Origin of the sequence: Phenylobacterium sp. (genome assembly GCF_036495085.1) — a bacterium.
Taxonomy (GTDB): Bacteria; Pseudomonadota; Alphaproteobacteria; order Caulobacterales; family Caulobacteraceae; genus Phenylobacterium.
On record NZ_DASXNL010000137.1, the window covers coordinates 41,659 to 65,102 of the forward strand.

Consider the following 23,444-nt stretch of genomic DNA (forward strand, 5'->3'; position numbering starts at 1 on the left):
CGAACGCCGGTCGTTGCCTTGGGCGCAGCGTCCCCGCACACTGAAGCTGTCGAGCGGCGAGTCGGATTTCGGCTCGCCGTTTCGATCTGGGGCGTCGAATGACACGGGGGGACAGGACGATGGAGCCGCCTGGATCGGCGGTGGCCAGATGGCTGAGCGCGTTCGCCGCCTTCCTGCTGATCCTCCTGACAGCCCCGACGGCCTTGGCCCAGGCAGCTCCGCAGCAACCCCCGAGCGTGCTGACCGGGGTGTCGGTGGCCGACACAAGCCCGAGCGAAGCCGGCCTGTTGCTCACCTTCACGCCCGTCGCGCCGAAATACTCGGTGGTGCAGAACGGCACCGACCGCCCGGCGATCGGCTTCGGCCTGACCACACGAGGCCAGGGCGCCTCGACGCCGGCTCGCCTGAAAGGTCTCCTGCGCGGCGTCGAGTTCGAACAGATCGATACGAACTTGCTGGTCCACATGGCGACGACGGCCGGCGTGCAGGTGTCGATCTCGCCGGAGGGCAGTCAGGCGTTGCGGGTGACGCTCACAAACCCCCGGCCGGGTCGGGTCAGGGCGGAGGCGGTCGCGGTCCAGGCCTCAGGGCCCCTTCCCCGCGGCTCCGACCGTCCTGAGGATGAGGACGGCTTCGAACTGGTGCTGCTGAAATACGCCGATGTCAGCGAGGTGGTCGGGCTCCTGACCGAGGGCCTCACAGTCAAGGCCAACGACTCCTTCATCCCACATGAGCCGGCGTTCGGCTCGGCCGGCATGGGCGGCTCCGCCGCCTTCAGCGCCCCGCCCCCGCCCAATCCGGATCAGCTGGACCAACCGCTCGGCCAGTCAGTGGACGAGTACATCGGCATCGACCGGCGCCTGAACGCCATCATCCTGAAGGGCTCGCTGACGCGGATTGCGCGTCTGAAGCAGAAGATCGCCGAGATCGACCGGCCGGTGCAGAGCGTCGTGCTGGAGACGATCTTCGTCGAACTCAGCGAGACCGGAGCCAAGAACGTCGGGATCGACTTCAACAACGCCAACTCGCAGATCGCCGTCGGCACGATGACAGCCGGAGCCTTCATCCCGCCAGGCTTCCGCGTCGACCGCACCCTGTCGAGCGCCGCGCTGCAGGCGGCCATCTACGCCCAGGTGAGCGCGGGCGAAGGCCGTATCGTCTCCAGGCCGCGCATCGCCGCGCAAAGCGGCGCCTCGGCCAAGATCGTCACGGGCGACGCCCTGCCGATCCTGACGTCGATCCAGCTCTCCGGCGTCAACGGGGTGTCCCAACAGGTGCAGTACGTGAACGTCGGGGTCACCCTGCAGATCGCGCCGCGGGTCAGCGCCGATGGCTACGTGACCAGCCATGTCTTCTGCGTCGCCTCAACCGTCACCGGCTTCTCCCAGGGCTATCCGACGATCAGCCAGCGCGAGGCGGAGACCTCGGCCACCGTGCGCGACGGCGAGACCTTCGTGATCGGAGGCCTGACCGAGGAAACCGACATCTCGACGAAGGAGAAGCTGCCGGGGCTGGGCGACATCCCGCTGCTCGGCGCGCTCTTCAGCCTGCAAAAGGCGACCGGATCCAAACGCGAGCTCTATATCGTGGTCACCCCTCACGTGGTGAAGGCCGGAGAGCCGCTGCCGGCCGAAGTGACTGCGGCTAGGATGGTCGGGGCAAAATCAGGGCGACCCTGAGGCCTGGACCCAGCTCGCCCACTTTGCCGGGTCCCTCGGCCAGCTCAATCCGACCGCGGTGCGCCTCGGCCACCGCGGCGACCAACGACAGGCCAAGGCCTGCGCCCGGCTGATTGCGGCTGTTCTCAAGGCGCACAAAGCGCTCGACCACCCGCTCGCGATCGTCCTCGGGGACGCCCGGGCCGGTGTCGGTGACCGAGAACTCGATTTCGCCGGACGAGCGGCGGCGCACCCGCAGCATGATCGCTCCGCCCTTGGGTGTGTACTTCACGGCGTTGTCGAGGATGTTGGCGAGCGCCTGGGCGAGGAACTCGCGGTTGCCGCGAACCTGCAGGTCCTTGGAGAACTCGGCGGCGAAGTCGATGCCCTTTTCCTCGCAAAGCGGCTCGTAGAGCTCGGAGATGTCGCCGGCAAGCTCAGCTGGGTCGAACAGCACCGGATCGGGGGCGGCGCCGGCGGCCTGCAGGCGGGCGATCGAGAGCACGGCCCCGAAGGTCTTCAACACCCCGTCGGTGTCTTCCAGCGCCTGGACCAGCGCCTGCGTGGGATCGCCCCTGCCGGCTTCCACATCGATGTAGGCCGCCTCCAGACGGGCGCGCAGGCGTGTCAGGGGCGAGCGCAGGTCATGGGCGATCGCATCTCCAGCGTGCCGGTGGCCGGCCATGGAGCGCTCGAGCCGGTCCAGCATCTCGTTGACGCCCGATGCAAGCTCGTCAAACTCGTCGCGCGTGCCGCGGACCCGGGCGCGGGCGCCCAGGTCGCCGTTGCGCACGGCGTCCACAACCTCTGTCAGGCCCACCATGCTGCGGGTGACGTTGCGGCTGAACAGCGCCCCGAAGGCCAGGCCCAGCACCACGACCAGCGCGCCGGCCCCTTCGAGCGCGCGGACGACCTTGTTGACGTAGGCCTCGTCCGCCCCGATGTCGGCGCCCACGAAAAGGATCTGGCCGCCGCTCAGCCGTTCCTGGAGCCCGCGGGCAGGGTGCCTGACGGTGTGGCCCTGATTGTCCTGGTCGGTCACCTGGAAGCTTGTCCAGGCGATCTTGCCGTCGAACTTCTCGACGGGACTCTCCTGGATCGAACCGGAGATCGGTTTCTGGTCCTTGTTCATCAACAGGTAGAGGAACGGTCGCTCGCTGGCCGCTCGCTCGATCAGCGATTGATTGAGGGCGTCGGTCCCGGCCCGGTCGTAGGCGGCCACGAGCGAGTGCATCTCACGGGTGATCTCCATATCGGTCCGTCGCCGAGCCTCACCCGCTGTCGCCACGTAGATGTAGGCCAGGAAGGCGCTTGCCGCCGAGGCGAACAGCGCCAGGAAAAGCAGGGTCAGCCGGAACGGCGTCGTTCGGAAAATGCGCGGCAGGCGCATCCTCTTCTCCCGCGCGGCGGGAAGTTCAGGCATCCAAGCGGTAGCCCGCCCCGCGAACCGTCTGCAGCATCGGCCGGTCGAAACCCTTGTCGATCTTGGAGCGCAGCCGCGAGATGTGCACGTCGATGACGTTGGTCTGCGGATCGAAGTGGTACTCCCAGACCTTCTCGAGGAGCATGGTCCGGGTCACCGACTGGCCGGCATGTCGCATCATGAATTCCAGAAGCTGGAATTCGCGCGGCTGGAGGTCGATCTCCTTGCCTTGCCGGGAAACGGTGCGGCCGATCAGGTCCATCTCCAGTTCGCCGACGCGCAGCAAGGTTTGCACTGAACCGGTTTCACGGCGCCGCGCCAGCGCCTCGACGCGCGCGATAAGCTCGGCGAAGGCATAGGGCTTGACCAGATAGTCGTCGCCGCCGGCGTGCAGACCCGCCACGCGGTCGCCGACCTCGCCGAGCGCAGACAGGAACAGCACCGGCGTCTGGTCGCCCTCGCGGCGCAGGGTCTCGATGAGCTGAAGGCCGTTCATCTTCGGCATCATGCGATCGACGATCATGACGTCGAATTCAGCGTCGCGGGCGGCGGCCAGGCCTTCCTCGCCATCACCGGCGCGCGTGCAGACGTTGCCCGCTTCGGTGAGCCCGCGCTCCATGGCCTCCGCCGCCTCGCGGTCATCTTCCACGATCAGGATCCGCATCGTTTCGCCCCCGCGACGCTGAAATTATCCGGCCGCGATCTTGAGAGGCAGGAACGTCGTGCGGCCCTGGCGGAAAACGCCGACAAGCACGCCGTTGCGCCCAGCCTTCTTGGCCGTGTCTACGGCGGCGGCGACATCGGCGGCGCTGGCCACAGGACGCCCGCCCGCCTGTACGATCACATCGCCGCGATGCAGTCCCTTCTGGCCCGCGTCGGAGCTCTGGTCGACGCCTTCGACCAGGACCCCGTGCAGTTCGGCGGGGGCGTTGAGGCGCCGGCGCGTGGTTTCATCCAGAGTGCTGAGCGACATGCCGAGCACCGAGGGGTGAGGCGTCGGAGGAGTCGCCGGGGCGCCGCGTTCAACGCCGGGAGTGTTGTCGTTGGACGCCAGATCCTTTTCGGAAGGCCTGGTGCCGGAGCGCACCTCGACAGGGTGGTGCTTGCCGTCGCGGATCACGTCGAGCCGCAGGGTGTCGCCCGGCTTGCCCTTGGCGACCTCGCGGGTCAGTTCCGAGGAGGTTTTGACGGGCACGCCATTGATCCCGACGACGACGTCGCCCGGCATCAGCCCGCCCCGTGCCGACGGTCCGCCCGGAACCAGGTCCGAAACGATCGCGCCCTTCTGCGAGCCCATGCCCTGAGCTTCCGCCATCTCCGGCGTGAAATTCTGGATCGTCGCCCCGATATAGCCGCGCTGGATCTTGCCGCCGGAAATCAGCTGCTTGGTCACCGCATCGGCGACCTCGGCGGGAATCGCAAAGCCGATGCCCACCGATCCGCCGGACGGCGAGAATATCGCCGTGTTCACGCCGATGACGCGCCCGTAGATATCGAAGGTCGGCCCGCCGGAGTTGCCCCGGTTGATCGGCGCATCGATCTGAATGTAGTCGACGAAGGTCTCGCCGATATCGCGTCCATAGGCCGAGATGATCCCGGCGGTCGCAGTGCCGCCAAGGCCGAAGGGGTTGCCGACCGCGATCACCCAGTCGCCCACGCGCGGCTTGGCGGCGTTTTCAAAATCCACGAACGGGAAGTTCGACCGTGAACCCTTGACCTTGATGACCGCAAGGTCCGTGCCCTCGTCCCGGCCAACGACGACCGCATCAAGCTCGGTTTCGTCCTTCAGGACGACCTTGATGGTCTCGGCGTTCTCGACTACGTGGTTGTTGGTGACGATGTAGCCGTCCGGTGAGATGAAGAACCCGGATCCGGCGGACTGCTGCGGCGGCAGCCGCGGCTGGCCACGCTCCGTGCGCCCGCCCTGTGGCGGCGCGGCGTCATCGTCGTCCCCGCCGCCCTGGCCGCCCTGGCCGCCGCGCGGCACGATATCGAAGGGGAAGTTCTCGAAGCCCGGGACCCTGCGAAGCGCGCTGGCGTCGACGCGGCTGGTGACATTGATCGAGACCACGGCAGGCGAAACGCGGTTGAAGATGTCGGCGAAGGACATCGGCGCGCCCGGAGGGGGCGCGAAGATGGGCGCCGTGGAGGCCTTGATCAGGTGGGCCTGCGGGTCAACGTGGGTGGCGGGGCGCTGCATGCTGGCCCCGGCGACCGCGGCGACCATGACTCCTGCGCCGGCGATTGCGCCCAGGAGATAACCGGTGTTCTTGGAGGTCATACGACTTCTGTCCCTGTGCGCGCCTGCTGGGGAGGCGGCGCGCGCTACAAACCTAGGTTCGATGCACGAGAGTGCAACCGCTCTCAAGTTACGTTTAGGTCACCCTGCGCTCCGCATTCCGACGGATGTTAGACCTTATAATGTCAGGCCGAGTCGCTTTGCGACAGCCGTCTCACACGCTCGCTTTCCTCGTGAGACAGTTCAGCATCGGTGTTTCGTGTCCGAAGGCGGCTCACCAGCAGGCCGCCCCCCACCAGAACGACCAGGAAGGGCCCTCCCCAGAGCGCCAGGTTCATCCACGAAAACGACGGCGTCATCAGCACAAACTCGCCGTAGCGGTCAGTCAGGAACCGCTTGATTTCGGCATCGCTGCGCCCCTGGCGGACCTGTTCGCGGACCACTTGGCGAAGATCGTGCGCAAGCTCGGCCTCGCTGTCGTCGATCGACTCGTTCTGACAAACCAGGCAGCGCACATCCTGGAAAATCGCTCGCGCGCGCGCCTCCTGGGCCGGGTCGGCCAGGCGATCGGCCGGATCGGCCGCTGCGGCCATGCAGAGCACGCCGGCAACCATCACAGCGAGCGCCCTGAGCCTCATGCCGGCTGCTCCTGGCGCCGCTTCGCCACGCCAAGCCGCATCCGGCGATCCGAAAGCGACACCAGCCCGCCCAGCGCCATAATCACCGGCCCGAGGAAGATCAGGCTGGCCCAGGGGTTCCAGTAGGCCCGGATGAGCCAGACCGGTGTTCCATCGGTAGCTTTTCGCCGTTCGCCAAGCACCATGTAGAGGTGCGAAGGACCGCGGTAACAAAGGGCGATCCCGGAGACTGTCTGGCCACCGGCCGGATAAAACCGCCGGTCCGGCTCGCCGGTGCAGATCGGTTTGCCGTTCCGGCTGACGCGGATCATCGCGCGCTCCGCCTCGTAGTTCGGACCCTCTCGGGGTCCGACACTTTCCAGCACGAGGTGGTAGCCGGCGACATTGAGCGAGCCACCCAGCGGCAGGGTTTCGGCCGACTCCGCCCTCCAGCCGATCTCGAAGCAGGCGCCCAGCACGAAGACGCCCAGGCCCAGGTGCGCCAGCGTCATGCCCCAGGCGCCCCGCGGCAGGCCAAGGAGCCGGCGCCAGCTTTCGCCGGCCGAAACACGCATGAAGCGCGTGCGCTCGATGAGTTCAGCGCCGGCGCCGGCGATGAGCCAGGCGCCGATGGCGATGCCGGCCGCCCCCAGGGCCCGTCGCGGGCTGGCCAGGGCGAAGGTCAAGAGGCCGCAGCCCAGCGCGACCAGGGCTGCGATCCACAGCCGTTGGCCAACTCCGTGCAGGTCGCCGCGCTTCCAGGCCAGCAAAGGCCCTGCCGGCAGGATGATGGCCAGCGCCGCCATCAGGGGCGCGAAGGTCAGGTTGAAATAGGGCGGTCCCACCGAGATGGCCTCGCCGGTCAATGCCTCGCGGATCAACGGATAGAGGGTCCCCAGCATCACTGTCGCGGTGGCCGCGGCCAGCAGGATGTTGTTGAGCACCAGAGCGCTTTCCCGGCTGACCGGCGCGAAAAGGCCGCCCTGAGCCAGCCTTGGCGCGCGCCACGCAAAGAGCGCAAACCCGGAACCCGCGGTCAGACCCAGGATAATCAGCAGCAGGACCCCGCGCCTGGGATCAACGGCGAACGCGTGCACGGAGGTGAGCACGCCGGAACGCACAAGGAAGGCCCCCAGCATCGAGAACGTGAAGGCGCTGAGCGCCAGGAACAGGCTCCAGCCCGCAAGCGCACCCCGCTTCTCGGTCACGATGGCCGAGTGGAGAAGCGCCGTGGCGATCAGCCAGGGCATGAAGGAGGCGTTCTCCACCGGGTCCCAGAACCACCAGCCGCCCCAACCCAGCTCATAGTAGGCCCAGAAGGCCCCCAGGGTGATGCCGACGGTGAGTAGGCTCCAGGCGGCCAGCGCCCATGGCCGCACCCAGCGCGCCCAGGCTGCGTCGACGCGGCCTTCGATGAGCGCTGCGATCGCCAGGGAGAAGACCACCGACATGCCGACGTAGCCGGAGTAGAGGAACGGCGGGTGGATCGCCAGCGCCGGGTCTTGCAGCAGCGGATTAAGCGATCGGCCTTCCACCGGCGGCGTTGCGATACGCATGAGCGGATTGGAGGCGAAGACCGTATAGGCCAGGAACACCGTCCCCAGCGCGCCCTGAACCGCCACCATCAGCGCCTTCAGCCCCTTGGGCAGGCCACGGCCAAGCGTGGCCGCCGCCGCGCCGTAGCCGGTCAGGATAAGACACCAGAGCAGGATCGAGCCCTCGTGGCTGCCCCAGGCGCCGGCGACCTTGTAGAGCATCGGCTTTTCGGTGTGCGAGTTGGCCGCCGCGTTGGCGACCGAGAAGTCGGACGTCACAAATGCATGGACCAGGCAGGCGAAAGCGATCGCCACGCCCGCGAAGGAGGCCACGGCCGCCCCCTCGCCTGCTGCGGCCAGCACGGTCGAGCGCCGGATGCGAGCCGCCGCCGACAGTCCGGACTGGGCGATGGCGAACGCCAGCGCCAGGATCAGCGCAAAGGAACCGAACTCAGCGATCATGAGGGGTCCTTGGCCTTGGCGTAGTCAGGTGTCGAGCCGTCTCCGCGCCACTCGCCCTGGGCTTTGAGCTGCTTCGTCAGCTCGCGCGGCATGTAGCGCTCGTCGTGCTTGGCCAGCACCTCCTTGGCCTCGAAGACGCCGTCGCGGCGGAAGGAGCCCAGGGCCACCACACCCTGTCCCTCGCGGAAGAGGTCGGGCAGATCGCCCTGGAAGGTCACCTGGTCCTGAGCCGTCCGGTCAGCGACCACGAATTCCACGCGCCCGTCGGGGTGCTTCCTGACGCTGCCCATCCGCACGAGCCCGCCGAGCTGGATCGAACGCCCGGACGGAGGGTGGGCCTGGGCGGCCTGCGAGGGCGTGTAGAAAAACGAGATCGAGTCACGCAGGCCCCACAGGGTCAGACCGACTGCGAGCGCGAGCACAGGCGCGATGGCCGCGATCAGGGTCAGGCGCCGACGGGCCTTGGGGGATTTGGGAAGCCAGCTCATTTCATTCGCTCGGCGGCTGCAGCCTGGGCTAGCTCGGCCAGCACATCGGGTTTGGCGGCATAGCGGGCCTGGGCGTCCTTTAGGGCGGCATCGCGCTTGGCGCTATCGCCCAGCACCGCATAGGCCCGGACCAGGCGCACCCAGCCTTGCGGATCATCTGGATTGGCCGCCAGCCGCTGGGCCAGGCCGGCCACCATGCCGCGCACCGCGGTCAACTGATCGCCCGAGAGACCCTGCGGAGCCGGGGGCGCCGGCGCCCCTTGCGCCTCGGCGATCGCCGTCTGAAGGTCTGCGCGGCGGGGATCGGCGGCCGGCATGTCGGCGAGCAGCGCCTTCCAGTCGGCGACTCCCCCGGCCTTGTCGCCGGCCTTGATGCGCGCGCGGGCCAGCTGGAACCGCGCTGCGACATTCTTTGGATCGAGCTTCAGCGTCTGGACGAAGGCCTGAGTGGCCTCGTCAGTGAGGTCGCCCCCGTTCCGGAAAACCTGCGCCTCGCCCAGCATCTCCCACAGGTCCGCGCGCTCCGGCGCAAGCTGCACGGCGCGCTTCAAGGCCCGCACGGCGGCGGCAGGGTTGTTCGAGGCGCCCTCAGCCAGGGCCAGGAAGCGGAAACCCTCCGGATCGTTGGGCCGATCCTTGGTGAGCTTGCCCAGCACCGCGGCCATCTCGGGCGGTGCGAGGGTCTCGGGGCTCGCCGCCATCCACTTCGCCAAGCGCCCGGAAAAGGGCTGGTCGGCCATGCCAGGCGATCCCAGTCCCAGATAAATCGCAAGCGCCAGGGCCGGCGCAACGATGGCGGCGATCAAGACCGCACCCCGGCTCGGATCGGCCGACCAGACCTCGGCCGGCTGGTCCGCGGCGGCCAGCAGCCGTCGCCCCGCTTCAGCCTCGGCGTTCTTGCGTTCACCCTCGCTCAGCAGGCCGCGGTCTTCGAGGTCGCTGAGTTCGGCCAGTTGGCGACGGTAGAAGACGGTTGTGGTGTCACCCCGCTCCACGTGGGTCGCCGCCCGTGCGGCGCGCAACAAAATCAGGATGGCCGCCGTGGCCGAAAGGACGCCGGCCGTGGCCCAAAAGGCGATCATGATCGGCGTGTAACCGAAAGCGCCGGCCAGCGCGAGTGCGGCATCCGGCCTTAGGCTTCGCGCGCGTTCGGCGTATCGGCCAGGCAGGTCATCGAGGCCCTACGGCGGAGCAGTTCGGAGGTCTTCTCGTCACGAACAAGCGCCGTAAGGTCGGCGGCGACGTTCAGGAATCCATGAGCGATTCCCAGGTCCGGGACATCGCCGGTCCGGACCCGATCGAGCACGTCCTCAGCGTAGCGGTCGAGCATGTCCCCGATTTTCTCCGTCACCTTGGCATGGGTCGCGGAGAAGCCGCCGTAGTTGGCGCAAAGCCGGATTTCGTGAGCGAATGTTAGCAGGGTGATCGCCCGCCCGGAGATCTTCGGATCGGGCGCCGCATCGAGTTTCGGCGCGGCCTTGCGCAGGCGGGAAAATCCCGAGGTCTGCATCGGCAGGGCGGCGTGGGAGAGTTTGTCGGCGTCTCGCAGGCGGGCTTCGACGAGGCCGGCCAGCGATTTCTTCTGGCCTACGATCCGTTCGCCCCAGCCATGGGCCCGGGTCAGCTCGATGCAGGTTTCGAGCTCGAAGACCTGCTGCGTGACCACGGTGACCTTTCGGGCGACGGCGCGGCCGGCGCTCGCCCCTCCCTCCAGGTCGAGCGTCGCGATGGCCTGCAAAGCCTCGTCGATGTCGCCCATCAGCCGCTCGGGAAAGCCCCCCAGTTCCGAGTCGGCCAGATAGCGCTCGGTGGGCTTGTCCATGATCGCCGAGATCACCCGCAGCACCATCCAGGGCGGCGTGAGATGCCCGGCCAGCATCTCGAAGAACCAAGGCCCCGCATCCTCGGCGATCGCGACGGCGTCCTTATAGGCGAGCCGCGCAGCGGCGCCGTTGTCTTCGCCGCTGTGGTCGATCCAATCCGGCAGGCGCGGCAGGACGCGCCGCAGGACCGGCGAAATATCGAGGCAGGCGGCCAGAACCTCGGCGAGGCCGGGGCGGGCGCGCTCGCAGAGTTCGATCGCGTTGCGGAAATCACGCTGGACGCCGGAGCGCAGGGATTCCGCCGCAGCCTCGATCAGGTCATCGAAAGCGTCGCTGGGATCCGGCGGAGACCTTCCGGAGCGCAGGGCGCTCAAAACCCCGTTCGAAACCTCTGCGGCGGCCGCGACCTCGGTCGGCGCCACGACCTTCAGGCCCCGCCAGATGCAGGGGAGCGCACGCGCCGGAAAAACCAGGCTGCGCCGATCGGATCCGTCGCCGACGAAGAGCGGGGCCACCGGCTCGAAGATGGCGTTCCGCAACACCCGGTCGCGGGCTTCGGCCTCGACGAGGCGCCGCACATCGGCCAGCCCCGTATCTGCGCCGCCGGTTTGCGCCAACGCCTCGTGGAGGCCACCCACGATCTTGTCCGGCGCGGCTTCGACCAGCGTCCTGACAATCTCGATCTTGCGGTCGGAAAGGGCGACCATGCTCGGGCTCCGTGCGGGAACGGCGCCCCCGCGATCCGCAGCATGCCCGCTGCGGGTTAAGGTTGTCCGAAGCCGCTCACGCCGCGCGGGGGAGGTCGGCCTCCAGGCGCAGGCCGCCCAGGCCGGAGTCGCCCAACTCAAGGCCGCCTCCATAGGCGCGCGCCAGTTCGTCGATGATGGACAGGCCGAGGCCGGAGCCCGGCGCATCCTCGTCGAGCCTCGCGCCGCGCCGCAACACCTCCGCGCGCAGCTCGGGCGGCAGCCCCGGCCCATCGTCCTCGACAATCAGGCGCAGGCGTTCTGCGCCGGCCTCCTCGACGCGGACCCTTACGCGACGTCTGCACCATTTGCAGGCGTTTTCGATGGCGTTGCCGGCGATCTCCAGCAGGTCCTGCCGTTCGCCGAGGAAATAAAGATCGTCGTCGACGTCCCAGTCGATCTCGACCCCCTTGTCCTGGAAGATCCGCGACAGGGTCCGCGTCAGCTCATCGAGGACCTCTGCGACGGAGGTGCGTTCGCCCTGCCCCTGGGTGCGTGCAGCGGCCCGTGCACGGCGCAGGTGGTGGTCGACCTGCTGGCGCATAGCCTCGGCCTGGCGGGTCACCACCTCGGCCAGCGGTCCCGGGCGCTGGCTGGACTCTGCGATCATCACCGAGATCGGCGTCTTCAGGGCGTGCGCCAGGTTGCCGACGTGAGTGCGCTGGCGTTCGACGACCTGGCGGTTGTGGTCGACCAGGGCGTTCAGTTCGTCCGCCAGCGGCGTCAGTTCGCTGGGATAGGTCGCCGCCACCCGCTCGGCCTGACCGCGGCGTACGGCCGCCACCTCCCGGCGCAGCTCGAACAACGGGCGAAGGCCGACACGCACCTGGATCACAATGGCCACGATCAGGCCGGCGCCCAGGATGACGAACGCCGCCGCGGTGGCCACGACGAAGGTCGACACGTCGCGGTTGACCGAGCTGCGATCTTCGGCGGCCAGGAAGATCACCGGTTCCTTGCGGCCGGGATACCAGTTCTGTTGCGCCCGGGCGCGGAGCGGCTCGTCCTGCGGGCCGGCTGTATCATAGTGGATGGCCGCGCCGGGCTTCGCCTTGAACCGGGCGGCCCAGTCCGGCGGGGCGCCCAGTTCGGCGTCGAACAGCGAATGTGACTTGGCGATGGGGCGAAGCTTGCCGTCAGCCGTCGGCTCGACAATCTCCCAGTATCGCCCGGAGTAGACCCGCAGGGCCCGCTCATCGGTGAACAGCGGAGCGTACACCTGCCCGCCATCCACCGTCGAATAGGTGACCAGATTGACGGTCAGGTCGTTCAACGTCTGGTCGACGCGACGCACGGCCGCCTGCTGGAACAGAAGCGCGAACACCACCGCAGTGACGACCAGCGCCGCCAGGCTCCAGCCAAGCGCCAACAGCACGAGCCGGCGCGCGAGCGAGGGATGGCGCAGCCCCGCGGGGAGGAACCTCACCCGGTCACGAGGCTCGGCAGCAGGTCGGTCGGCGGGTCGATCACGAGGCTTGCGCCTCGCTGCCGCGTTCCTCCTCGGGGCAGGTCAGGCGGTAGCCCAGCCCGCGGACGGTCTCGATCCTGTCCGCGCCGATCTTCTTGCGGACGCGACCGATGAACACCTCGATGGTGTTCGAGTCGCGGTCGAAGTCCTGGTCATAGAGGTGCTCGACGAGCTCGGTGCGGCTTATCACCCGCCCCTGGTGCATCATCAGATAGTGCAGCAGGCGGTACTCGAGCGAGGTCAGCCGCAAGGGCTCACCATTGACACTCGCCCGCGCCGCCCGTGGGTCCAACCGCAGCCCGCCGCATGCAAGGTTGGGAGCGGCATGGCCGGCGGAACGACGCAACAGCGCCCGCAGCCGCGCCAGCAGTTCCTCAGTGTGGAAGGGCTTGGTCAGATAGTCGTCGGCGCCGGCGTCGAAGCCGGCCACTTTTTCGCTCCAGGCCCCGCGCGCGGTGAGGATCAGCACCGGGGTGGTGATCTTCTCGCGACGCCAGCGTTCCAGCACTGAAACCCCGTCAACCTTCGGCAGGCCGAGGTCCAGGATCACCGCGTCATAGGGTTCCGTATCGCCGAGGAACTGAGCCTCCTCGCCGTCCGGCGCATGGTCGACCGCATAGCCGGCGTCGGCCAGCGCGAGCTTCAGTTGCCGCGACAGGTCCGGATCGTCTTCGACTAGCAGTATGCGCATAGTTCGTACCTTCCTTCCGGGCGGAGGAACCGCCCTACTGGCCTACGATCTGGCCGCTCCTGGCGTCCACCGTAAGCATCACAATCCGGCCGTTGGTGAGCTGCCATTGAACGATGTAGACGGGCCGGCCGGCGGCCTCGCCCATGGTCGTGTTGAGCTGCCGGCCAGGATACCGCTGGGCGATCATCGCTAGAACACGCGAAAGCGGCACGGTGCTGCCGCTTTGGCCGGCTTCCCCCCGCTCCTGACCGGCCGCCAGGGCCATTTCGGGCGTAACGCCCAGCAAAAGCGCGGCGATGAACAGGAGGCTTTTCATGGGTCAGCTCTAGGCGCCCGGGACTGAACCGGGCCTGAACGTCCAGCTATGAAACCGCGCGCGACCTGTGTCATCCTCAGGGACGGCGCTGGGGTGTGTATGGCCGCTCGCGCTTCCACTTTTCGGCCAGCGCGTCCAACTCGGCATCCGGCTTGTCGGGCAGGGTCACCACAAGGCGGGCGAAGAGGTCGCCCCGGCGGCCTTGCGGACCCGCAAGCCCCCGGCCCTTGAGCCGCAGTCGCGTGCCGGTGTTGGCGCCCTTGGGGATGGTGAGGGTCACCGGCCCGTCGGGAGTCGGCGCCTCGGCCTTGCCGCCAAGGACCGCGTCATAGATCGTCACCGGCACGTCCATCACCAGGTTGTCGCCTTCGCGGCGGAAGGTCGGGTGCGGGGCGATGGCGAGCTCGATCAGGGCGTCGCCCGGCCCGGCCCGACCAGGGGAACCCTGGCCCTTCAGCCGCAATGTCTGGCCTTCCTGCGCGCCCTTGGGGATCGTGACATCGATAGTGCGCCCGTCGGAGAAGGCGATGCGGCGCTTGCCGCCGCGAATCGCGTCTTCCAGGTCGATCTCCAGCCGGGCGCGAACGTCGGATCCGCGCTGCGAAAAACCGCCGAAGCCGCCGCCCCCCTGGCCGCCCGCGCCGCCACGCCCGCGACCGCCGCCGAACATCTCGCCAAGAATGTCGCCCAGATCGACGCCTTCGAAGCTCTCGCCGCGGTAAGCGCCCCCGCCACCGAACCCGCCGCCCGGAGGCGGGCCCCAGGGCCCCTGGCCCCCGCCGAAGCCGCGCATGGTCTCGCGGCCGTCGGCGTCGATCTCGCCGGAATCGAATTTCTGCTTCTTGGTCGCGTCGCCCAGGATGTCGAAGGCGCCGGAGACCTGCTTGAAGCGTTCCTCGGCGGCCTTGTTGTTGGGATTGGTGTCCGGATGGTTGGCCTTGGCCAGCTTGCGGAAAGCCTTGCGGATCTCGTCCGCGCTTGCGGAACGCGGGACGCCCAGGACCTGATAGGGGTCACTCGCCAAGAAACTCAGCCCTTCGAATTGGTGGTGGTGTCAGCGGTTCTAGATTGGTCGGTTCGGGTCTGCACGCAAGGTCTTATGTTGCAAAATTATCACATGCGCTAGTCCCTGCCGCGCTCAGCGATGAGGTCCCATGCGGCAAAGTCCAGCGCGTCCTCGGGCTCGGTGAGCGCCGTCTCGCTGATGGTCTGGCCACGGATCGAGACGCCGGCCCGGTGGACGCTCTCCGGATCGCCAGAGACCAGCGGATGCCAATCGGCCAGGTCGCGGCCCTCGTGGAGGCGCCGGTAGGCGCAGCTCATCGGCATCCAGGCCAGCTGTTCGATATTGCCGGGCGTGAGTTTCACGCAGTCGGGCACCTGGGCTTTGCGGTTCGCATAGTCGGTGCAGGCGCAGGCGTGGGCGTCGAACAGCTTGCAATGCACACGTGTCGGAATGACCTGGCCGGAGTCCTCCTCCTCGAAGCGCACCAGGCAGCAGAGCCCGCAGCCGTCGCAGAGGCTTTCCCACTCCGTGACGGTCATCTGCTCGAGGGTCTTGCGGCGCCAGAAGGGTTCGGAGGCCATGGCGATGATCTAGGCCCTTGCGGGCCAAGACCCAAGCGCCCCGAACCCGAGGGCGGTGCGAAAACGGAGCACTGCGGTATGCTCGTCGTTGGCGGCCCAGCCGCAGCTTACCGCGAGTTCACTGGACTTTGCCGCGGTCAAGACCGAGGTCTCGGCGACCCATTGCGGGCTGAGGGCATGATGATGCGTACGAAGGTTGCAAGGCCGCTGGCCGTAGCCACCCTGGCGGCTTTGGCCTGCGCAGCCACGACGGCGCAGGCGCGATCCGCTTCCGCCGACGGCGCGCCGCTGAAGGTCGTCTCCGTGCTCGACTGCCCCGCAAACGAGGGTCAGTTGACCCGGACAGCACGAGCGACGGACGGCCAGTCCTGCGACTACCAAAGCGCGAGAGGCGAATTCGTGCGGCTGCGCGTGGCGCCGCTGAACGGCCGGTCGCCCGCGGACGCCCTGGCGCCCGCCCGGGCCCAGCTTCACGTCCTGCTCCCCGTCTACAGCCAGCCGGTCTCGGCCGTGGACGATGACACGCCCGGCGATCGCGCCGATGTCGATCTGCCGTTCATTCATGTCCACTCCGCCGGCGGCCGCGCCGACGTAAATTTCTTCGGCTTCAAAATTCACAGCGAAGGCGAGAACGCAGACGTCGACCTCGGGCGTCGCCGCAAGCGCGCCGTGGTCCACGCGAGCGCCAAGGGGGCTGAGGTGAGAGCCGAGGACGTCGGGCAGACCAACGCCTCGCTGGTTTATGTGCTCTCCGCCAACAGCCGCCTCCAATCGGGCTACCGGGCCGCGGGCTATGTGGCCAGGGGTCCGGTGACCGGTCCGCTGGTCGTGGGCGAATTCCGCACCGCGCAGCGACACACCTACGTCGGCGACGGCGGTCGAGACCTCGAGCGCCTGATCGATCGCAATGTGAGGCCATAGGACCTGGCTGCGCCCACACCGCCCCTTGCGCTCGCCGCCCGGCGCTATATGTCCGCGGGCCAATGAAAGCCCCCATACTGGCTCTGAAGGACGTGCGCCTCGCGGACGGTCCATTGATGCTGTTCGACGGCGTCGACCTGGCGCTGGACGCCCGCGTACGCGCCTGCCTGGTCGGCCGCAACGGCGCGGGCAAGTCGACCTTGCTCCGCATCCTGGCCGGCCAGGTCGAGCCGGATGGCGGCGAGCGCAACCTGGCCGCAGGAACCCGCATCGCCTTCGTGCCGCAGGAACCGGAGATCACCGGAGCAACCCTGCTCGAGTACGCCATCGAAGGCGGCGCGCCGTCATATCTTGCTGAGGCCCGCCTCACCGACTTCGGCCTCGATCCCGCCAAGGCCACTCAGGGGCTCTCGGGCGGAGAGATCCGCCGCGCCGCGCTGGCCCGCGCCTTCGCCGAGGACGCCGACGTCCTGCTGCTGGACGAACCGACCAACCACCTGGACATCCTGGCGATCGAAACGCTCGAGGACGAACTGGCGTCCGCCCGCGCTGCGGCCCTGATCGTCAGCCACGACCGCGCTTTTCTGGAGCGGGTGACGCGCCGCTCGTTCTGGCTCGAGTACCGACAGGTCAAGCGGCTGGACAAGGGCTTCGCGCATTTCGACGACTGGGCCGAGAAGATCACCGCCCAGGAGCTTGAGGAGGCCCGCCGGCTCGACCGCTTCATCCAGCGCGAAGCCCACTGGATGGCCCGCGGCGTCACCGCCCGGCGGGCCCGCAACGAGGGGCGCAAGCGACGTCTGGAATCACTGCGCCAGGACAAGGCCGACCGGCTGAAGGACAGCCGCAAAGAGCTGAACATGGGACTGGCCAGTTCCGGCCTCTCGGGCAAGCGCGTGGCCGAGGCCAAGGACGTCTCCAAAGCGTTCGGCGAGCGGGTGCTGCTCAAGAACTTCTCGACCCGCATCCTGCGCGGCGATCGGGTTGCGATCGTTGGCCCCAACGGCGCCGGCAAGACGACTCTGGTCAAGGTTTTGCTGGGCCAGATCCCGGCCGACGCCGGCGAGGTCACCCTCGGGACCAACCTGGAGGTTGCCTACATCGACCAGGCCAGGGCGGCCCTCACGCCGGAGATGACGCTCAGGGACGTGCTGCTGCCGGCAGGTGGAGACCAGGTGCTGGTGCGCGGCGAACCGCGGCATGTGGTGTCCTACGCCAAGGACTTCCTCTTCACCGAGGGCCAGCTGCGCCAGCCCGTGCGCAGCCTTTCGGGGGGCGAGCGCAACCGCCTCCTGCTGGCCCGCGCGCTCGCCCAGCCGGCCAATGTCATGGTGCTCGACGAGCCGACCAACGACCTGGACATGGACACGCTGGACCTGCTCGAGGACCTGTTGGCCGACTACACGGGCACCCTGATCCTGGTAAGCCACGACCGCGATTTCATCGATCGCCTCGCCACCTCGACGATTGGGCTCGATGGCGCCGGCCGCGCGGTGGAGACGCCGGGTGGCTGGCAGGACTTCGTCTCGCAGAACGCCGGCTTCTTCACCCGACCGGCGGTTGCAGCCGTCGTCGCCCCTAAGCTGCCGCCGAGGGCCGAACCTGTCCGTACGGCCAAGCTCTCCTACAAGGACCAGCGGCGGCTTTCGGAGCTGGAAAGCCTGATCGCCGAGGCCCCCGCGAGGCTGACGGCGCTGGAGGCGAAGCTCGCCGATCCCGGCCTCTACAGTCGCGACGCCGAATCCTTCCACAACATCAGCCGCGACCTCGACGCATTGCGCCTGGCGCTCACCGCAGCGGAGGAGGAATGGCTGGTGCTCGAAGAGCGTCGGGAGGCGCTGCAAGCGACCAGATAGGCCTGCGGCGCCGCTTTCCTGTGGATAGAATTTCATGCTGAAATCATTGGATAATTCTAATATTCTCCCGCCGTTGTTAACCATATGCTCACAGGTTTTTGACAGCCGGCGCCGGGGGCTCGGAAAACAGGCGCTTGCCGGACTTCGAGTTCGGGAGCACCGTTCTGTGGCCGATAGGGAATGCGACGCAGGCGGACGGAAAAACCGGAAACGGCGGACCCCGAAGCAAAGGCGAGCAGGAGGTTTCTGAGAGGCGAGAACCGGGGCGACCCGGAACGAACTTCCCAAAGACAACGGCTGCGACGGAAAACCAGCAGGGCGACCTGCGAACCGAAGTCGCGATCGACCTGGAGGCACAGATCCCCCAACGGGTCTGGATGAGAGGGCGACGTTCCGGGCGACCGGAGCGCCGCCCTCTTGCTATGCGCGGTCCGCCGGATTCAGGAGCCGGCGTCTTCGCGATGTTGGAGACGCAGGTCGATTCGCCCTACCCTCGCGGCCGATCAGTCGGGGGTGTCCATGAAAGTTTTGAGTTCGGTCGTCGTCGTGGTGCTGGCGGCGATCCTGGCGGCCTGTTCGCCCACAAAGCACGAAGCCGTGCAGGGCGCCGCAGCCAAGCTGCAGCCGATCCGGTTCGCCACCGACTGGCGCGCCGAGGCCGAGCATGGCGGCTTCTACGAAGCGCTGGCGGAGGGCGAGTACGCCAAGCGTGGCCTTGATGTGAAGATCATCCAGGGCGGGCCCGGCGTGAATGTGCCCCAGCTCCTGGCCGCAGGCTCGGTGGACCTTGGCGTGGGCTCCAACGGCTTCATCGTCATGAACCTCGTCCAGGAAGGCGTGCCGGTGAAGGCGGTCGCGGCCTTTTTCCAGAAGGACCCGCAGGTGCTGATCGCCCACCCCGGCACAGGCGTCGAAAGCCTGGCCGACCTCAAGGGCCACCCGATTCTTCTGGGCGACGCCTCGGTGACGACCTTCTGGACCTGGCTGAAGGCCAAGTACGGCTTCACCGACGACCAGGTGCGCAAGTACACCTTCAACAACGGCCCGTTCCTGGCCGACAAGCGCGCCGCCCAGCAGGGCTATGTCACCTCTGAGCCCTACACCATCGAGAAGCAGGCAGGTGTGAAGCCCAAGGTCTTCCTGCTGGCCGACAACGGCTACCCCGGCTATGCGACCATGGTCCTCGCTCCCGACGCCCTGGTCGCCAAGGATCCGGCAGCGGTGAAGGCCTTTGTCGAGGCCACCGCCAAGGGCTGGCGCGATTACCTCTACGGCGACCCGGCGCCCGCCGACGCGCTGATCAAGAAAGACAACCCGGAAATGACGCAGGACGTCCTCGATCAGGCGCGAGCCAAGTTGAAGTCCTACGGTATCGTCGAAGGCGAGGGGAAGGCCGGGGCGATCGGCGCGATGACCGATGCGCGCTGGAAGACGTTCTTCGATACCGCCGCGGTCCAGGGCAACTACCCAAAGACCCTGGACTACAAGCGTGGCTACACGCTCCAGTTCCTGGACAAGTGACGACTTCGCCTCCCCCGCTGATGGGCGCTCCCCCTCCCCCGTCGTCCACCCGATTTGCGAGGCGAGGATGATCGCAGCTCTCGAGAGCGTCGAGGTCGATTACCCGCGCGGTCGTGCGCTCGGACCCTTCAGCCTGGCGATCGAGGCGGGTGAGATCGTCGCTCTGGTCGGGCCGTCGGGCTGCGGCAAGTCCACGGCGATGCGCCTGCTGGCCGGCTTGGAGGCGCCTAGCCGCGGCGATGTCACCCGCATGCCTGAACGCGGCGAGACGGCGGTCGTCTTCCAGGCGCCGACGCTGGCGCCGTGGCTGTCGGCGCGCGCCAACGCCGCGCTGCCCCTGGAACTGGCCGGAACGCGCCGCGCCTTGGCCCTTACCCGCGCGGACCGGGCGTTGGCGCGGGTGGGGCTCGCAGGGGCCGAAACCGCACGTCCGGCACAGCTTTCCGGAGGCATGGCCATGCGGGTCTCACTTGCCCGCGCCCTGGTCACCGAACCAAAGCTGTTGCTGCTCGACGAGCCGTTTGCAGCCCTGGACGAGATCACCCGCCGCGCCCTGGCCGACGACGTCCTGAACCTCTGGGCCGACACGAGGCCCGCCATCGCCTTCGTGACCCACAATGTCGAGGAGGCTGTCTATATGGCCACGCGCGTCGTGGTGATGACCCGGGGTCCTGGCCGGATCGCCGGCGAGATCGCTGTGGCGGGGCCGCTGCCCAGGCCGCCGGGCTTTCGCACCACCGGTGTCTTCCGCCACCATGTCGAGGCGGTCTCGCACCTGTTGGCCGATGGGATGGTGGCGTGACTCGCCTGGCGCGGGCGCTTGCGCCTTTTGTCCTCATCGCCCTGCTGATGGCGGCCTGGGAGGTCGCCTGCCGGGCGCTGGCCGTCCCGGTCTATTTCCTGCCTCCGCCCTCTGCTGTGGCCCAGGCGCTGGCGGGCGACTGGGCGGGTTTGCTGCGTTCGGCCTGGAACACGCTCTCCATGGCGCTGGTCGCGCTATTGGTGGCAAGCCTGCTGGCTCAGGCCCTGGCGCTCGTCGTCGCCTTGAGCCCGATCCTGGAGCGCGCCGTGCGCCCGCTGGCGGTCGTGCTGCAGGTGACGCCAGTGGTGGCGATCGCGCCGCTGGTGCTGATCTGGGCGGGTCTCGACCATGCCGGGCGAGCTATCGTGGGGCTAGCCGCCGTGGTGGCGTTTTTTCCGATCTTTTCCGGCGCAGTCACCGGTCTGAAGGCCACGGACCCGGACTTGGAACGGTTGTTCGACCTCTATGGGGCGAGCCCTCTGCAACGGCTCGTCCGCCTACGACTGCCCTCGGCGGTTCCCTATCTGCTGGAGGGTCACAAGGTGGCGGCAGGCCTGGCGGTGATCGGCGCGGTGGTGGCCGAGTTCGTCGCCGGCTCGGGTGGCGCGCAAGGCCTCGCCTGGCGCATCCTGGAAGCCGGCAACCGCCTGCAGACCGCCAAGATGTTCGCAGCGCTGGTGGTCCTGGGCCTGTTAGGGGCGTTGCTGCACGCAGTGCTTGAAGCCGCCGAGCGGGTCGGCCTGCGATGGTGGCGCGGCCGCTAGGGCTTCGCCGCGTCCGGCTTGGCCGACGTCAACTGGTAGCGGATCGGCAGGCGGAGCTTGGCGCCGATCGTCGGCTGTCCATCATCGCTCCATGGCTCCACCCGGAACTTCGGCGCCAGCGCCAGCGCGCCCGCGCCATATCCCTGCCCGGAGGGCTCCTCCTGGGCGACGGCGCAGTCCGACAGCAATCCCCCTCGCGCCACCGTGCAGGCCAGGACCACGCGGACGTTGTTGACCCCGTTTTCCGTCTTCGGGAAGGTCAGCTGGAAATCCGTGGCCGTCGGCAGCGCCGCCCAGACCGGCCTGGTGAGCGTCACCGGGCCCTTCAGGACCGAGGGGTCGAAGGTTACCGGCACCCTCACCTCCTTGCCGTTCAGGCTGAGGTCAGCGACCCGCATCTGCTCGACGGCCCTTCGCGCGGCGAAGGCAAAGCCGTATCCAGAAGGCGTTTCGAACAGCGCCGCACAATCGTGAGGCCTGGCGTCGCGCACGTCGCAGGTCAGCTCGACGACGCCGCCGACGCCGGCCGCCTTGGCCTTGGGCGGGTAGAGCGCCGCGAAATCGGCCACGCTCGGCGCATCGGCCCATGTTGCAGGTTCGGGCTGGGCGAACGCCGCGCCGGCGACAGCGGCAGCCGTCCATCCGGCCAAAGCCGCCAATCTGAGATACATGAAACCTTCCCCCCTGCTTCGCCGGGGGTTTTGGCACAACGCGGCAGGGTTCGGAAGCTTGACCGAGAGCTAGACGGCGGTGCGCTTTGGTGCGGGGCCCGCGCGCAGACGCTCCAGGGCTTCGCCGGCCATAACACTGAGGGAGCGCAGGCCCTGCTCGCCGAAGACGTCCAGGGCCGCGTCCAGCGCCAGCACGGCGGCGGCGCGTTCGCCGCGGTCCTTGCCGGTGATATCGACGCGCGCTTCGTAGAGTCTCGCAAGGTGCATCTGAGCAAGCGCCCAGGCCACGGGGTCGCGCCGCGCCTGCAGGTTGGCGAGTTCGATTTTCAGCGCCGTCTCGGCGGAATCCAGCACGCCGAGGTCGCCGGTCAACTCCGCCGAGCGCGCCAGGCAAATCGCCCGCTGCCCGGCCGCAAGGCCCCGCATCGGCGTCGCCGGCGCGTCCTTGAGGACCAGGCCGGCGCGATCATAACAGGTGACCGCCTGCTCATAGGCCCGCTCGTCAGAACTCGCCTCCCCAAGCGCTTGAAGGGCCTGGGCGAGCGCGATCTGGATACGCGCCCAGTCGAGCGGGCTGTGATCGCGGCTCAGGTGGTCCAGCACAGCGGCCAGGCTCGTGGCGCCGGCGGCCACGGCGTCGATGTCGCCCACCGCCTCGCCCCAGAGGCCCAGCGCCTGACAGCGCAGGATCTCGGCCCGCGCCCAGGTCAGCGGCTCGTAGGCGATATCGACATGGTCAGCGGCGGCGGAAGCCTCGTCGATCGCCCCGCGCAGGAGGCTCTCGTCCGCCAGCCGCGCGCCCCAGCCGCAAAGGAGGTCGGCGCGCATCAGGCGAGCTTCGGCGGCGAGCGGCCGCGCCGCGGCTGAGCGTCGGGTCAAGGTGTCCAGCGCAGCAATCGGCGCATTGAACCGCGCGAAGGCCGCGCGGGCGGCGTCCGCCCCGCCGGTCGCCAGTTCGCCGCGAGCCTCGACCAGCGCCAGGCCAATGTCGGCGAGGGGCGCGGCGAGGCCGCCCTTGGCGATCCTGCGGGCCTCGCGAAACGCGATTGCGGCCGCCGCGTCGAGGCCCGGATCGGCGAACAACTCAGCGCCCAGGAGACCGCAGAAGCCCTGCTCGCAACGCGCGCGCGCCCAGGCGTCCGGCCGGCGGCTGGGATCAAAAGCGGCGCAGGCGATCTCTGCGGCAGCGGCGGCCTTGCGCAGCGCCACGGGATCTCCCGAGCGGCGAGAAACTTCGCGCCAGGCGACCGCGGCCTCGAGTCGGCGCTGAGCCTTGTCCTGCGAGCTGATGCGGCCGGCCGCGACATCGGCCGACTTGGCTTCCTGCAGCAGGAGTTGCAGGTCGAGGAGTTCAAGCAGGGTGGCGTCGCCGCCGGTCAGGCCGTCGGCGAAGGGCTTGATCCGCTCGCCGGCGAACAGCCGCATGAATTCACGACCCAACTCGAACATACCGCCACTCCCGCTCGGCGGCCGTCCCGGTATGAGACGTCGCCATCGCGCTCTGACGGATCAGAGCAAAGCCGGAGCCGCGTTCGTAAACAAGTGGTTAATTCAAGGCTTATGGTTAACGAGAGCCAAGTATCCCCACTTTCTCTCGGCGACGTCGTGTTCTGCGGTTCTCTAAGGAAAGCCAGAGAGCTCCGTTGTCACTTGGCGTGTCACTTGTGGCCGGCTTCGCGGCCGTCAGAGTTCGGCGCCTGTTCTAACTGAGCGCCATCCGCAGGGGCCAATAGTCTGTCCCCGGCGCTCGATCGGCGCCCAAAAACCGTCTCGGCGCCAACCGCCGGACATCACCGCCCGCTCAGACCACAACGCTCTGCGCGTCTTTCCACGACCTCGGTCGCGAGCGGTCCTTG

Annotated in this window: 21 protein-coding genes; 6 read left to right on the top strand and 15 right to left on the bottom strand. The window is 68.2% G+C overall.

The window, feature by feature from the left end; translation table 11 throughout:
* The first annotated feature begins 119 nt into the window (after positions 1-119).
* Positions 120-1,679, top strand: a complete 1,560-nt coding sequence (locus VGI62_RS15630) for a type II and III secretion system protein (RefSeq protein WP_331505442.1) — start codon at positions 120-122, stop codon at positions 1,677-1,679.
* Here VGI62_RS15630 and VGI62_RS15635 read toward each other — a convergent pair.
* The 13 genes from VGI62_RS15635 to VGI62_RS15695 form a co-directional block, all read right to left on the bottom strand.
* Entirely contained in the window at positions 1,645-3,048 is a 1,404-nt protein-coding gene (locus VGI62_RS15635; RefSeq protein WP_331505443.1) for a HAMP domain-containing sensor histidine kinase, read from the bottom strand. The genes VGI62_RS15630 and VGI62_RS15635 overlap by 35 nt on opposite strands.
* A 25-nt stretch (positions 3,049-3,073) precedes the next feature.
* A complete protein-coding gene (locus VGI62_RS15640) occupies positions 3,074-3,745 on the bottom strand; it encodes a response regulator transcription factor (protein WP_331505444.1) in 672 nt (223 codons plus the stop codon).
* Between the two features lie 24 nt (positions 3,746-3,769).
* Positions 3,770-5,362 (bottom strand): Do family serine endopeptidase, encoded by a 1,593-nt coding sequence (locus VGI62_RS15645; RefSeq protein WP_331505445.1) that lies wholly within the window; start codon positions 5,360-5,362, stop codon positions 3,770-3,772.
* Positions 5,363-5,505: 143 nt separating this feature from the next.
* Positions 5,506-5,958, bottom strand: a complete 453-nt coding sequence (locus VGI62_RS15650; protein ID WP_331505446.1) for a cytochrome c-type biogenesis protein — start codon at positions 5,956-5,958, stop codon at positions 5,506-5,508.
* Complete coding sequence (locus VGI62_RS15655; RefSeq protein WP_331505448.1) at positions 5,955-7,934, bottom strand: heme lyase CcmF/NrfE family subunit; 1,980 nt, start codon at positions 7,932-7,934, stop codon at positions 5,955-5,957. The genes VGI62_RS15650 and VGI62_RS15655 overlap by 4 nt, the downstream gene beginning before the upstream one ends.
* Complete coding sequence (ccmE, locus tag VGI62_RS15660; RefSeq protein ID WP_331505449.1) at positions 7,931-8,422, bottom strand: cytochrome c maturation protein CcmE; 492 nt, start codon at positions 8,420-8,422, stop codon at positions 7,931-7,933. The genes VGI62_RS15655 and ccmE overlap by 4 nt, the downstream gene beginning before the upstream one ends.
* On the bottom strand, positions 8,419-9,504 hold the full coding sequence (gene ccmI / locus VGI62_RS15665; protein WP_331505450.1) for a c-type cytochrome biogenesis protein CcmI: 1,086 nt from the start codon (positions 9,502-9,504) through the stop codon (positions 8,419-8,421). Before ccmI ends, ccmE begins: the two co-directional genes overlap by 4 nt.
* Positions 9,505-9,554: 50 nt before the next feature.
* Positions 9,555-10,952 (bottom strand): hypothetical protein, encoded by a 1,398-nt coding sequence (locus VGI62_RS15670; protein WP_331505451.1) that lies wholly within the window; start codon positions 10,950-10,952, stop codon positions 9,555-9,557.
* Positions 10,953-11,028: 76 nt separating this feature from the next.
* The gene (locus VGI62_RS15675) at positions 11,029-12,417 is read right to left on the bottom strand and encodes an ATP-binding protein (protein ID WP_331505452.1); all 1,389 of its coding nucleotides are present in this window, start codon (positions 12,415-12,417) and stop codon (positions 11,029-11,031) included.
* A gap of 40 nt (positions 12,418-12,457) precedes the next feature.
* Positions 12,458-13,150 carry a response regulator transcription factor gene (locus tag VGI62_RS15680; RefSeq protein WP_331505453.1) on the bottom strand — a complete coding sequence of 231 codons (693 nt, stop codon included), beginning with the start codon at positions 13,148-13,150 and terminating at the stop codon, positions 12,458-12,460.
* 34 nt (positions 13,151-13,184) lie between these two features.
* On the bottom strand, positions 13,185-13,466 hold the full coding sequence (locus VGI62_RS15685; RefSeq protein ID WP_331505454.1) for a PepSY domain-containing protein: 282 nt from the start codon (positions 13,464-13,466) through the stop codon (positions 13,185-13,187).
* A 76-nt stretch (positions 13,467-13,542) separates the two neighbouring features.
* Positions 13,543-14,490 carry a DnaJ C-terminal domain-containing protein gene (locus VGI62_RS15690; protein ID WP_331505455.1) on the bottom strand — a complete coding sequence of 316 codons (948 nt, stop codon included), beginning with the start codon at positions 14,488-14,490 and terminating at the stop codon, positions 13,543-13,545.
* Positions 14,491-14,588: 98 nt separating this feature from the next.
* Positions 14,589-15,053: a YcgN family cysteine cluster protein gene (locus tag VGI62_RS15695; protein ID WP_331505456.1), complete on the bottom strand. Its 465-nt coding sequence runs from the start codon at positions 15,051-15,053 to the stop codon at positions 14,589-14,591.
* Positions 15,054-15,236: 183 nt separating this feature from the next.
* Between VGI62_RS15695 and VGI62_RS15700 the strand changes: the two genes are divergently transcribed.
* From VGI62_RS15700 to VGI62_RS15720, 5 genes are all read left to right on the top strand, one after another.
* The gene (locus tag VGI62_RS15700; protein ID WP_331505457.1) at positions 15,237-15,974 is read left to right on the top strand and encodes a hypothetical protein; all 738 of its coding nucleotides are present in this window, start codon (positions 15,237-15,239) and stop codon (positions 15,972-15,974) included.
* 62 nt (positions 15,975-16,036) lie between these two features.
* Complete coding sequence (locus VGI62_RS15705; protein WP_331505458.1) at positions 16,037-17,830, top strand: ABC-F family ATP-binding cassette domain-containing protein; 1,794 nt, start codon at positions 16,037-16,039, stop codon at positions 17,828-17,830.
* Positions 17,831-18,349: 519 nt separating this feature from the next.
* Positions 18,350-19,351: an ABC transporter substrate-binding protein gene (locus VGI62_RS15710; RefSeq protein ID WP_331505459.1), complete on the top strand. Its 1,002-nt coding sequence runs from the start codon at positions 18,350-18,352 to the stop codon at positions 19,349-19,351.
* 67 nt (positions 19,352-19,418) lie between these two features.
* On the top strand, positions 19,419-20,153 hold the full coding sequence (locus VGI62_RS15715; RefSeq protein WP_331505460.1) for an ABC transporter ATP-binding protein: 735 nt from the start codon (positions 19,419-19,421) through the stop codon (positions 20,151-20,153).
* A 5-nt stretch (positions 20,154-20,158) separates the two neighbouring features.
* Positions 20,159-20,917, top strand: coding sequence for an ABC transporter permease (locus VGI62_RS15720; protein ID WP_331505492.1), 759 nt, complete (start codon positions 20,159-20,161; stop codon positions 20,915-20,917).
* Here VGI62_RS15720 and VGI62_RS15725 read toward each other — a convergent pair.
* Positions 20,914-21,588, bottom strand: coding sequence for a hypothetical protein (locus VGI62_RS15725; protein ID WP_331505461.1), 675 nt, complete (start codon positions 21,586-21,588; stop codon positions 20,914-20,916). The genes VGI62_RS15720 and VGI62_RS15725 overlap by 4 nt on opposite strands.
* Positions 21,589-21,657: 69 nt before the next feature.
* On the bottom strand, positions 21,658-23,037 hold the full coding sequence (locus tag VGI62_RS15730) for a hypothetical protein (protein ID WP_331505462.1): 1,380 nt from the start codon (positions 23,035-23,037) through the stop codon (positions 21,658-21,660).
* Positions 23,038-23,444: the final 407 nt, after the last annotated feature.